Genomic DNA, 13,396 nt, shown 5'->3' on the forward strand with positions numbered 1-13,396 from the left:
ACTACTTCAACCTATTTTGTAACCACATCCCAAACTTTAGAACGTATAGATTTACCATCTTTGTTTTCAATGGTTAGTACCACAGTCCAATGGTCTGCAGAATTATATTGATGCACTGGATTTTGTTCATTAGAAGTAATTCCATCTCCAAAATCCCAAGTCCACTTCTGAATATTACCCACAGATTCATCTTTAAAAGCGAAAACACGCTTATCTCTATCAACCTCGACAAAAGACCAATTTGCTTGTAATTCTGGTTTCAACTCTTTGATTAAAGGCATTAATCTAAAATGATTCATAAAATCGCCATCATGAATCATTTTAATATTATGTGCTAGGTTTATAAAATCCTTTCTTTCCTTGTTATCGTCGTCATAGTCGAGAACGCTCCAAGACATAGCAATAATTTCATTCTCTTTCAAGGTTGAAACCGCAGAACGATCAAAACCCTCAATAGCCGCATAATCAAATGGTGTTATCCAAAACTCCAGCTTAAGTGTACCTGATTTACCTTGTTCTAAATTATGCTCGTAAGCTGCGTTAGCATAAGGAAAGTCTTTAATCCAAGGGGTATTTCCCCAAACCATCGCCCAGTCTTTATTTTTTGCAGGGATGAAAACATGGTAGTTTTGTGCATGCGCGCCATGACCTCTAAAATGTAATTCTTCAATAGGAATATGTTTTTTATTGGCGTTCCATTTTTTTATAAAATTACCTCCAGAAACATCAGCATCTACCACCAATTCAAAAATATCTTGTTTAATATCAAGTTGTTCAAATTCCCAGAAATCATCAAAAACCTCAACATAAAAATACAATCGGTTTAGGTCTTTGACCCAACCTACTTTTACCGAGATATCCAAATCGGTAGCATCTAGATTAAAACCTATACCATTAATAGATTCTTTCATTTGGTCTAAGCCTATAGCGAAGTTTTCTGAAACTAGATTCCAATCTGAAAAGTCCCCATCTATTCTTGGGATTTTGTTCTGTGGAAACTGAAAAATAGGGTAAATAGTATCACGACTAGATTGCAAATAAGAGTTACGCAAACCAAATCCAAGAACCAATACAAAACAAAAAAGTAACCGCATATTAGTCTATTTGATATTCAATTTAAGCCTTGTCGTTATTAAAAATATTGGGTTGAAACTACTTTGTTATTCATTGGAGTTATTAAATTTAACTCTAGTCCGCCTTTTAATTATCCTGTAATGTCATGGCGAAAATAAAATTCTAGCAAATTCTAACCACTCTGAGATTTAGTAAATTTCCTAACTTCTCAATCTTATTCGCTATGCGCCCTACACCTATGGCACAATGATGAGAAGGCCCTTGTTTAGACCATTCGTTCATAAATGCTCTAGCACCAATAGAAAAACGATAACGGCTGTTGGTATTACCTATATGAAGTACAGGCCCTTCAACAGATTCTCCTTCTGCAACTAACAAAAACACATCGTCTTTACCTTCTACCACAGATAACAAGGTCACTGGACCATGTTGCACCGTCATTTGAATAGATAAGCCTTTTCCTGGTTTACCATGATAAACAGGAAGCGGAACTAATTGCACTTTTCCTTCAGCAATGGCAAAATGTGCTGGACCATCATGCCCTAACATGACGATATCATCATTAAAATCCATAGCATAGAACTCTGAGAACGAACCGCCAACCCCAAAGGCATCCATAATTTTCATAGCTTGAGCATTCTTCACTTCATACTCTCCTGCTACGGGCACATTTTTCCCTGTTAGAAGTGTATTTCCTGCGATAACAGAGGTAACAATATTTTCATATTCGTTGGCTGTTTCGCCTTCATAATAATAGGCCATAGAGCCCAAATTATGGTTTTCAACCAATTTATCTAAAGCTATTGAAGTTTTTGCGGCACGTACCAATTCTGATTGTTCACAGGCATCAATTACTTCAAAAGTGTTTCTAAATTCAGTAATTTTTTCTTCAACTTCAGCTTCGGTTACTGCATCTCTGTATTTTTTCACTTCACACATTTCAACAATTTCAATGTGTGTACCAAAGGCTGCTGATTGTTTAGTTAAATCTGCGTAAACATCTAACATACCACAGTAATAATGCCCCAAAACACCTAAGCGATTATTCGCCATAACTTTAGCCACTTTGGCGGCATCAATCCAATCTTGTATTTCTTCCCAAACTACTGACTCGTCTAAATACCCAGTTACAAATTCATAGCTGATGCCTGAACGATTAAAAACATTTGCCAATTCTGGTACAGAACAGGCTTGACAATGTGCCAACCATTCGCCTGTCATTTTCCCTCTATCGCCCAGCTGATTAAAACTATCATAATCAATAGCAGCTACAGGTTGTATGTTTAAAATAATGGTTGGGCATTTCAATTTCTGTACTACGGGCAATACTGTAGAGGATAATGCGTAGGTAGATACATATAAAAATAAGAGGTCTACATCTTCTGTTTTTAAAATTTGTGCTTTTTCCCTTGCTACTTCTGGAGCATCTACAAGTCCTACATTTACCACCTGGGCTCCAAAACCTTCCATCTTATTGGCTATTTGTTGTTGGTAGCCCTCTAGGCGTTCTAATAATCCTTCAAATTGGGGCCAATAGGTATCTAATCCAATACCAAATAATCCTACTTTTACCATTATTACATTGATTTATTTTTAAACTTAAATTAAAGAACAACAAGGCTTATAATTTACCTCAGAAAAGATTTTGAGGTGCCTTAAGCATGTTCATTATCTTATTTCCTAAACAACTTAGGAATAACACATAAATGCCTATTTAAAACAAATAGGAATGTAAAATACGTGGATACTCTTTAAAAACACAATTCATGTTTTGATATATTTATTGCACAAAATGATATCAAAATATACTAAACACGGGACTATTACACCTAGTATATTTAACAAACAACCATATATTATGCATGTAAATAATGCCTATTTTGATTAACTATTGAGGGGTTTTCTCTATATAGTTTAATAACATATCTTTTACCTGATATACGGCTGGTTGTATTTCTCCGTCATTTACATTGGCACCTGTTATCCAATAATATATCATTCCTGCATCAGAACAATCCCATTTGCCTTTTTGGAATTTTACAACATTATCAACCTCGGCAATCTTACCCATTAACCAAATCCAGTTTAAGCGACTATCTTTATGATTTTTGGCCCAATCCCATTGTGCTTCATCAACTTTAAGTAAGATGTTTTGGTCAGGAATGCGAACTTCTTCCACTCCAAATTCTAAAATTTCTTCCCATGCATAGAATTTTCCTGTTTGGTCGTTTGCTGGATGGTGGGTAATTACTTTTACGTATTTATGCTTAGACTTTAGAGATACATCTAAAGCCATTCCTATTAAATCTGGTTCTCCTGCTTCTACTATCCATAGGGGATTTTCTTTTGTAGATGCATTAATGGCTTTAGCTAAATCTTTTACAGCCTTATCTAAATTCCATTTTACATCAATAAACGTTAAATGCTCAAAGCCTCCCCAACGTCTGGCAGTGCCATCGCACGTAGTTTGCATTAATGCGTGACGTTCATGCTCTGCTTCTTTTGAGATTCTCTTGGTTGGAACTATATCACAACTATGCGAATAATGTACCAACCTATCTTCCAGACCTGCTGCACGAATTATAGCAAGTGAAACCGCTGTACCACCAAGGTCATCGGGGTCTGGCGAATTACCATCTGCTACTACAGCTATGCGACCAGCTGGAGGGTTTACTTGCTGGGAAAAACCATTACTAGTGATTGCAAAACAAGTTAGTATCGTAAAAAATATTTTAGCCATTTTAATTCTGTTTTAAATTTTAGTTTTGAGAATAGGTTGATGGTGCATCTAGTATTTTTTTTCCCTTACCTGATGGGGTAAAGATGATACCTGCCCATCTCCCTCTCGTAAATTCTTTTCCATCTGTACCTACTTTAGCTTTCACAGTGATTTTATCGCCTTTATTCAATTTTACTTTTTTCCATATTTTGGTGGAATTTTTACCTTCTTCAAACATATACCCTGATATTTGTGGTTGATAGGTCCCTAATAACTTCCCGTTGATTGACAACTGAAATGTAGAACTACCATCGCTCTCTGCTACACCAACAAATACTATATCATAAACTCCACTCTTAAATTGAAATGCCGTACTTGATATGGCTTTTTTATGGGTTTTGGGATTTATTGCCATCCAATTATTGCCATTTTTATAAAAATCTGTTCCTAACGCAGGAAATTCTTGAGATGCTATCCACTTATTATCTGGTAATGCCGTAGCTATTGTTTTAAAGTAATTCTTTTTAATAACTGGTGCTGCTACGGTTGGATAAGGTTTCGGTAAAGTTTTATTAGCTTTTACCGTAGTCCCTTTACCCTTCGGGATATAGAATTTATCTGTTGTTAAAATAAATTTATCAAATTCAAAACCGTCTTCACGCATACTAAACTGAATATCGTGTACTCCAGCTTTTTTAATATCTAAATAAATATCGTGAGGAATACCACAATGTATTTCCTTGGTACGTTGTTTACTTGCCCATGTCCATTTATTTTTACCTTCACACCATTGCATGCGTTGTCCACTTTCTGGCCATTCATCATTTAACCCAACATGTATCCCATTATCTTCACTTCCTGTGCTAAATACTCGTGCCCAAACATAATAGCGTCCTGGACTATTAAATTTAACTTTATAATGTACTGTAGCTACAGCCCCTGGCACATCACTAAAATTATTACCTTTTACCAATGCATCATCATGTGTAATTCTGGTATCAGGCAAAACCTCTATGTAGGCATTATTGCTAGCCCCATAAACATGTAAAGTATCTGCATCCCTTCCTGCATTGGCTTCTTCAAACTTAGAGGCTCGGTACCATTGTCGTACATCTGTTTTTGACTGTTTATAGAAAAACTCAGCTTCTACTGCTACTATGCCTGACTTTTCTTCAAATATTACACTTTCACTAACAATTGGTTCGATCAATTTTTTAGATTGCGCTTTTAATATATAGCTCACACCAATAAGCATCAAGAATAGTATTTGTTTCTTTTTTATTGATCTGATTTGTTTTAATTTGTTCATGCTTAATTGTAAATTATTATTGAAGGCTTGGTGGAATACGCCTAGTTAAATATCTACCATTCCTTAAGAACAATAATAATGGTTTTCAATACTTTTTGTATCATGTACTCTCATGTCTTTGTTTACTTATAAAAAATTTTCAATTCTTTGATAGAAGGTGCTTTTTTAGCATCTAATATGAGTAGTCTACATTTTACAGTTGTCACACTATCAAAATCATGTGTTTTATTTGCTCCACAAGTGGTTCCTTCTGCTATATCTTTCCACTCGTTATTTTTCCAATATTGTAGTTTGTATGATGTGATATTATTTTCAAACTCATCAATAATTATCTGATTGAACGTTTGTGGTTGTATCCACTCAAATTCTAAATATTGATTTTTTGTTTCAGTAGCCAACCAGCGAGTTTCATCATTGTCATCATTCACTCTAAACGCCTCAAAAACAGGTAATTTTTCTGTTTGAATAAACATAGATGATGCGTTTAACCTTGCTAGTTTAGATAGGTTTTTAATTCTTCCAAGTGGTCTAGGGAATTGTGTGTCTGGTAACTTACCTACCTTAAAATCATAAACGCCAGAAGCCACATTGTGTATTACATAATTACCAACAGCTTCACTATTTTCGCTACCTATATATACTATACCTTCTGAACTTTCAGCTAATTGTCCGCCCTCGTTTATTTCATCTTTGTTATTTGCAGGTAGATATACTTTTGCAGTAGTGTTCACAGGAATTTCTATGTGAAATACTGCGCCACCATCTTCTTTTTTCCAATTTACAACTACATTACCGTACATAGATTGGTAAGATGTATTGGCATACTCTAAATCTTTTACTGGTGTTGGTTTAATAAGCATGTTTTGCATGCCCAATTGTTCTGGATTAGGGCGAATACCCGCAAAACCTTTTACAAAATAACCACCAATACCAGTATAACAGGTATGTATTTGGCTATTTCCTATGGCAGACCAACGTTCTGGCCACACCGTTTTACCTTGCTCTAAAAAGTACCCATAGCTTGGGTGGTGTTTGTCTTTTAGTAATTCATGAATTAAATCCATACGCTCTCCATATTCGGTAAAATATCGCGTGTAGAGTGCTTGTCCAGAGCTTCCTGTATCGTAATATGGAAATTTATATAATACGTTATCTGCTAAATGCGCTTCTACTTTTTTCTTTTCTGATTCTGGTGTAACACCTGCTAACAGAGCAAAGGCTTGGTCTACCTGTTGCCCATTACCATAAGTACCTGCTTCTGGGTTATAAAACAGTTTATGTGTAGCCTCTCGTTGTACTTTTAAACGCTGTGCATATTGTGTTGCATCTTCTGTTTTACCTAGTGTTGTTGCAATATTTTGTGCGTTTTCTAACATAAAGGCATATAAGCAATTGTTAAAATGAAGTGCTTCAGGCGAGTTACTGCTCGTCCAAAAATTACCTCGTGGTGTACACCAATCGCCTAGTCCTGGAAATTGTCTTGCACCTTGCTCTCCCGCTTTTAGCGCCCCTCCTGTTTCGTAGTTGGAATTCTTATACAGCCATGTCATCCACCTTGTCATAGACTCATAATTGTCCTCTAATATTTTTTTATCGCCCAACATTCTGTAGGTTTCCCAAATGGTTAACGGGCTATTGGCTTTCCACATTAAAAATGGTCGGTCTTCTTCATTGATAACCGCACGTATTTTCCCATCGTCAAATTGCGCATCTCTGGTATATTGTAAATATTGGTCCATATAGGCACCACTTTCGTAATTAGGTAAAGCGTCGCCGTACATGGCCGCAACGGTTACTTCTCCCCAACCACGTCTTTCTCGGTGTGGGCAATCTACCAAAATTCCATCCATAGTATTGGCTAAATACGTATCTAAGTTTACCTTGTAAATCTTATTAAGTAAGGCATCAGAAGATTTAAATTGGCTTATTTGCTTTCTATCGTTGGTTACCACGTAGCCTTTTGCATCATAAACTCTAGGCTCATTCTTTAAACCATACACGGTTATCCATCTTCCTCCTGCAACATTAAAACGGTTGGTAAACTTACCTTTTCCAGATTTTCCAAAAATGTACTTGCTTTTTTGGTTCCAATTCATGACCACTTCTTTTCTGTCGCTTATCTCAAAAAGCACCGAATCGCCCTCAACACCATTGTAAAGATTCATCTCAAAAAAGCCAGTGTAATTTCTTCCCATATCAATAAGGTAAGTTCCATCTTTATTAGCTCTAACCGCAATAGGCTTTATTTCTTCAAACTTTACTTGAGGCTCTACTATTTGCGCACTTAATTTGGCTTTTATCGGGGTATATTCTGCCCGTACTTCTCTATTTTTATTGCTGTTTAGCGCAAAACTTATATTATTCCCCTCTGGTACTTTTTTATTCAATTCGTTATGATTGTATACGGTTGCGTTTATCCAATTAGAATCGTCATAATCTGCCGTATTCCAATCATCCTCTCGTTTTCTATCATCTATAGTTTCGCCTCCAAAACGCAAAATATCCCAATCGCCATAATATTCTGAATAACTCTTTTTAGTTTTCCAAGAGGTGTCTGTTTTTAATGTAATATGCTCGCCTCCTGCTACAATTTCAGCTTGAGCTTTAAATACAAATGGAATTTGGCGATACTCGCGAATACGCCTCCATCTAGACCATCCTGCTGCATGCCATATAGCAATTACGTTATCGCCTTCTTTTAATTTATCCGTGACATCGTAGGTTAAATACGGGATACGTTTTTTCATATATGAAGACACAGGATTCAAGACATTATCTGTGATTTTTTCACCATTTACATACAATTCATGGTAACCAAAAGATCCTACGAATACAAATGCTGATTCTGCGTTTTCCTTAAGCTCAAAATTCTTTCTATACCAGTTGTGGTCTGTTTTTTTTTGGTCTGCTTTCATAATCCAATCGCCTTTCCAATCGGCTTGCTTTAACAAACCCATTGAAAAATATGCAGGCTCGCTCCAATTGGAAACCGCACCATCTTTATCCCATACTTTTACCTTCCAGAAATATTTTTTTGCAGATGCTAAAGAGGTGCCTTGGTAGGTGTTATTTACCGACTGATTTGAGCTTACTTTACCAGAATCCCAGATGTCTCCAGTATTTTTATTTAAATTCTCTAAACTACTGGCTACAAGTATTTGATAAGCAGTTTGCTTTTGTCCTCTGGTTGTTGCTTCATCAAGCAGTTTCCAACTTAATCTAGGTGCCACATTATCTATACCTAGCGGATTTATTTTGTACTCACAACGTAAATCGTTTGCTTTTAAAGATGAAGGTTGACAACTAATTAAAGTACTTAGTACTACTGCTAAACTTAGGAAAATTGTTATACTCCTTTTCATTTTCATTTTATTCTATTCTATTATTTTTAAATTATCAAAAAGATTTTCATCATAAGAACTTGCAAGCATTACATACCCCTTATGTTTTATATTCGATAACTTAACAATTGATTTTCCATTTACAAAAGCTTCGATGGATTTATCTTGAAATGTAAGCTTAAGGTTATTCCATTTTTTGCCTTTAAATTTTTTAATCCTTCCACTTTCTAGCACTTCTTTATGAAACATAAGCTTCCATTCGCCATTTTTAGCCAGTTGAAAACGATAGCCTTTTAAATAGCTAGTTGTTGCACGACCACCTAATTCCACATTGCCATCTTTAATAAACACATCTACACTACAGGTATAATTTTTCCAGTTAACATCGCCAATTAAAGTATTGGGTTTAATATTTGAGCGCCTATAAACACGCATCCAATCATAGCCTTGTTCTGGAACAATTTGTTTTAAACATTGCGACCCATCTTCTTTTAAAGCTATTTCAAAACTTCCTGTTTGGTCTGAATGATATTTGGGTAAATCTCCTGCTTCCCTATTCTCGTAATTTTCTGAATAAGGAAAAGGAAATGCGGTTTCTGTTGGTACTTTATAAGTCCCCTTTTGCTGTCCTGAAGTTGTGGTTAATGAATAAATACTCTTTGGCTCTAATGTTAGTTTTAATATCCCGTTTTGAGGCATCACAGATTCTTGTTGTATGAACTGTTCGGCTTCATCAGATTTCCAAACGTTAACCTTTCCATTGGATAAACCTTTACCAATATTAATTTCTAAGTGCTCTTTGTTCTCTGTACATATAATCATACTCCAGTTGTTACTACCTTTTTCTTTTAATGTTACACAACTCCCTTTGTAGGTTGATGCTTCAAAAAGGCCACAAGCATTATTTAAATATTGCCAAGTATGGGGCTCAACAAATTGCGTGGTATGTGCTGTAGCCCAAATTGTTGGCCATACTTCATAATAACCACTCCACGGGCTATTCGCTTTCATAGCTCCTGCCTTATCCCATGTTACTGATTTGTAAATAGACCCTATGGGTGCCCAAATTAAGGTTTTAGTAATTCTGTCGCGTATATAAAATTTATTGTAGATACGTGCTAGATTTAGCGCTCCTGCACCTCCCCAGTCTTTTCCTGTCCAACTCCAATCTTCACTTGCCCATAAAGATTTTCCACTACTTTTGGCTTTTTCGGTTGTTGGGCGCCCTCTGCCGTCCACCATATTTTCATTAAACTCACGCCCAGTAACATAATGGTACCCTACCGCTTCAACAATGTTATTTAAGGCTTTATTCTTTTCAAATTCGTTAAAAATCTTCCAATCTCCACTATTGTCGTCAGGCCCTTGAATTTTCACATTTGTATATCCTCGCTTATCTAAAAGCGGACGAACTTTATGTACCAGCCAATCTTCATTGGTATAATTTTCATTTTCCGCAGCCGCTACCCAGTCAATATCCAAACCCCAATGTTTTTTGGCCACATCTAAAAAAGATACGAAATATTCAGCAGATTCATCAGTGTAAATGTTTGGTTTTAAATAATATGGAAAACTCCAAGGTAAATACTCTAAAATAATATTAGGGTTTCGGTTATGTGCTTCTTTCATCAACCAAAACTCATAACCTCTTGATACAGGATTTTTTAGCTCATCTCTAGTTATGGCATGTGATGGCTCAGAACCACATGTGGAGTTTTCCCCTCCGCCCATTTCTACTTTTAGATGTTGAAAACCAGCTCCAAACTTAGGTTTAAATAAGAGGTCTAGTATCTCACTTCTTACAGGATTTTCATAATCGTACAACAAGTCTGTAGAAGCCCCAGCACTTACCCCGCCAATACCTTCAAAGGTTCTTCCTATATCATTACCACTTAAAGTGATTTGCACAACACCTCCTTTTTTTGAAAATACATAGGGTTGAAATGGGGTTTCGGGATTTTTGATATGTCCCATTTCAAACCAAGCAGGTTCGCTATGTGTTACACCCCGATTATTACCCCAAGCGGTTACCTTCCAATATATGCGCTGACCAGACTTCAAGGGTTCTCCACAATATTCAAAAGGTCCTGTCTCGGATGTACTTGTTGGCCCTGTATCCCAAATATCTGGATACTTTAATTTTTCAATCGATGTCGCCATCATAATACGATAACCACCCTGTTTTGGGCTATTAGTATCGCCAATAAACGTCCAACTAAATTCTGGTCTTACGTCAATAATACCTGTCGGATTGACCTGCCCATTACATTTTAAATTTAGAACCTCTGTTGCCCAAGCAGAAGTTGCTAATAGCATCAAATTAAAAAGAAATAAAACAATGTTTCTAAATTTTAAATATTCCATAGGAGTTTATTCATATAATTGAAAAAAATTCGTAATTCAGTTTGAAGTTTGTTTAACTTCTTAAAATAAAATCTACTATAATTTAATGGTAATTATATGCTTACCTGGATTTAACTTAAAAGTATTAGCTACAACCTTATCTTTATTTAACAATATTTGTTCCTTTTCGTAACGAGGTAATTGCACTACTGCCATAGAGGCTTGGGGAACAAACACAATCCATTCTATTTTATTATTATCTTTTTTCCAATGGCTTTTAATTTTACCATGAGGTGATTTAAAATCGACCTCACACCATTGCAAGCCCGATAAAAAAGTTGGCCTTAAAATAAATCGCTCAAATCCTGGAAAATTTTCGTCAGGTCTTATACCGCCTAAACTTTCATGAAAAGCCGCTGCAAAACCACTTTGCATGGGATGGTTAAATGAATGTCTATAATACCGCTCCTTTTTATCCCAATTGCTAACACCTTCTGGCCATACGGTTAAATCGTGCTCCTCGGTCATAAATCCTAAACTCGGATAATCGGTAATGCTCCATAAGTGCTTTGTCACAGCATCATGCCCGTAGTCATTCAATACGGTATATAACGGACGATGCCCAAAAATACCCGTACTGTAATGCCCATTTTTATCTTTCATAATAAGGTTTGCCAAATTATCGGCAACCAACTGCTTTAAACCTTCAGGAACCAAACCAGAATACAATGCAAATGCATTACCCGTTTGGGAACCATATGATTTAGTTTCTACATTAAAAAAAGTTTGATTAAAAGCCTTTTTGACCAATTTCGCTTTTTCAGCATAACTATAAGCAACTTCTTTCTTATCCAACACCAATGCCATTTTTTCCATAGATACCAAAGACTGATAATACAACGCAGTTGACGTCAAAGCCGGTGGTGTATCCATTTCTGGATTACCTCCTGGGGGGCACCAATCGCCAAATCCGCCATTAATAATCCCATCTTCTTGCACCTTTTCATCTAGGTAAGCCATCCAACCTTCCATCATATCCCAAGCACCTTCAATAATGGTCTTATCTCCATAATACACATATGAAAACCATGGTACCATAATTGTGGCAGCTCCCCAATCTGGTCGCGCCTGTAAACAGAGCCGTTTTCCAACGGAAATATTAGACGGCGCTCGCGAATCATAAGGAAAAGGATCTTTAAAATGTGCCTTAGACACCCCTAAAACTGTTTCCATATCTGAGGATGTTTTTTGCCACAAGTGCTTTAAATCAAAATTAAAACTAGCTGCTTCAGCCACCACATAAGCATCACCCATCCACGCACAACGTTCACGGTGCGGACAATCACTCAACAACCCTTGAATATTATCTTCTATAGTCCACATAGACACCTCGTAAAACTTATTTATTAGTGGGTCTGAACATTTAAAAGTTCCTATTCGTTCTGCATCGGTGCGCACCAGCCAACCCGTAAATTGACTCAAATCTGGTTCTTTACTTAATCCTTCAATTTGAACATAACGAAAGGCATGATAGGTAAAACGTGGCTCCCAAGTTTCAGTCCCATCACCCTTACAGATATACACATCGGTTTGCGTATTTCCAGTTACGTGAATTCCAGTAGATGCGGGGTCTATGTTTTGTTTATCGGGCATGAGATGTTCAGCAAAACGCATTTTTACAACAGTACCTGCTTTTTCTTTTACAGAAATGGCCAACCAACCTGTCATGTTTTGTCCCATATCCAATAACCAACCTTTTTCTGCTTTCCATACAGCTATAGGTTTAACTGTTCTAATCTTTCGCATGGGTTCTAAATCCTGCTCTATCAATTTCTCGGTTGGATTATCCATAATTTCAGCCGCTTCCCAAGCTGTATCTTCAAACTTAAAGGTACTCCAATCGCTCAACTCCGCTCGCGCATCATGAGTTTCACCTAAGTAAATATTATCAAAAAGTATTGGACCACTATGTGCTTTCCAGCTTTCATCGGTAACAATTTGTTCTTTAGTTCCGTTTTTGTAGAGGATACTTAATACCATAATTGCACGTGGTTTTCCATAAGCTAGCCCTGGCCAAAACGCCATATTTTGACCATAAAACCCATTGCCCAATATTAACCCTAAACTGTTGTTTTTACTAATCGCTTCTGTAATATCATGACGCACATAAAAAGCCCGCTTGTTATATGAGGTTTGGGCGGGGTCGAGCACACGGTCCCCCACTTTTTTCCCGTTTAAATACAGCTCATAAAGCCCTAATCCACAAATAGCTACTTCTGCTAATGCCACCTCTTTAGTTATTGAAAACGATTTTCTTAAAAGAACTGAAGGATGGGTTTTGCGTCTGGTTACTTTCAAATCTTCCTCAGTAAGCTCCCAAGTATTAATATTCATGGGTGGCTGGTTACGTACCAAATCTCTAGCTGCCCATGCTTCAGGGCGATGGTCTTTGGTGTAGCCAATCCATTTTGCTTGTTCCCAAGCTATTGAAGTCATTGGGCTATCATTTAACGCAATCTCTGCACCTTTTTTGTCTGATTGCAAACAACCACTTAAAAGACACGTTAATACCCCAAAAAGTATAGGTCCAATTATGTTTTTCTGTAAATA

7 protein-coding genes are annotated in these 13,396 nt (G+C 36.6%); all 7 read right to left on the reverse strand.

Features of this window, described 5'->3' with window-relative positions; genetic code table 11:
* Nucleotides 1-11 precede the first annotated feature (11 nt).
* Nucleotides 12-1,094: a PKD domain-containing protein gene (locus tag JS605_RS07985; protein ID WP_203257170.1), complete on the reverse strand. Its 1,083-nt coding sequence runs from the start codon at nt 1,092-1,094 to the stop codon at nt 12-14.
* 142 nt (nt 1,095-1,236) lie between these two features.
* Entirely contained in the window at nt 1,237-2,649 is a 1,413-nt protein-coding gene (locus JS605_RS07990; RefSeq protein ID WP_203257171.1) for an L-fucose/L-arabinose isomerase family protein, read from the reverse strand.
* A gap of 313 nt (nt 2,650-2,962) precedes the next feature.
* On the reverse strand, nt 2,963-3,814 hold the full coding sequence (locus tag JS605_RS07995) for a hypothetical protein (protein ID WP_203257172.1): 852 nt from the start codon (nt 3,812-3,814) through the stop codon (nt 2,963-2,965).
* Between the two features lie 19 nt (nt 3,815-3,833).
* Nucleotides 3,834-5,102 (reverse strand): hypothetical protein, encoded by a 1,269-nt coding sequence (locus JS605_RS08000; protein WP_203257173.1) that lies wholly within the window; start codon nt 5,100-5,102, stop codon nt 3,834-3,836.
* 122 nt (nt 5,103-5,224) lie between these two features.
* Entirely contained in the window at nt 5,225-8,464 is a 3,240-nt protein-coding gene (locus JS605_RS08005) for a family 78 glycoside hydrolase catalytic domain (protein WP_203257174.1), read from the reverse strand.
* A 12-nt stretch (nt 8,465-8,476) separates the two neighbouring features.
* Nucleotides 8,477-10,807 carry a glycoside hydrolase family 78 protein gene (locus JS605_RS08010; RefSeq protein ID WP_203257175.1) on the reverse strand — a complete coding sequence of 777 codons (2,331 nt, stop codon included), beginning with the start codon at nt 10,805-10,807 and terminating at the stop codon, nt 8,477-8,479.
* A 75-nt stretch (nt 10,808-10,882) separates the two neighbouring features.
* Nucleotides 10,883-13,282 (reverse strand): alpha-L-rhamnosidase, encoded by a 2,400-nt coding sequence (locus JS605_RS08015; protein WP_203257176.1) that lies wholly within the window; start codon nt 13,280-13,282, stop codon nt 10,883-10,885.
* Between the last annotated feature and the right edge of the window lie 114 nt (nt 13,283-13,396).

This window comes from Hyunsoonleella ulvae (assembly GCF_016827605.1).
GTDB lineage: Bacteria > Bacteroidota > Bacteroidia > Flavobacteriales > Flavobacteriaceae > Jejuia > Jejuia ulvae.

Excerpts from the sequence above, each read along its gene's own strand:
- JS605_RS07985 (WP_203257170.1), bottom strand. The coding sequence starts at position 1,094 with ATGCGGTTACTTTTTTGTTTTGTATTGGTTCTTGGATTTGGTTTGCGT.
- JS605_RS07990 (WP_203257171.1), bottom strand. The coding sequence starts at position 2,649 with ATGGTAAAAGTAGGATTATTTGGTATTGGATTAGATACCTATTGGCCC.
- JS605_RS07995 (WP_203257172.1), bottom strand. The coding sequence starts at position 3,814 with ATGGCTAAAATATTTTTTACGATACTAACTTGTTTTGCAATCACTAGT.
- JS605_RS08000 (WP_203257173.1), bottom strand. The coding sequence starts at position 5,102 with ATGAACAAATTAAAACAAATCAGATCAATAAAAAAGAAACAAATACTA.
- JS605_RS08005 (WP_203257174.1), bottom strand. The coding sequence starts at position 8,464 with ATGAAAAGGAGTATAACAATTTTCCTAAGTTTAGCAGTAGTACTAAGT.
- JS605_RS08010 (WP_203257175.1), bottom strand. The coding sequence starts at position 10,807 with ATGGAATATTTAAAATTTAGAAACATTGTTTTATTTCTTTTTAATTTG.
- JS605_RS08015 (WP_203257176.1), bottom strand. The coding sequence starts at position 13,282 with ATGACTTCAATAGCTTGGGAACAAGCAAAATGGATTGGCTACACCAAA.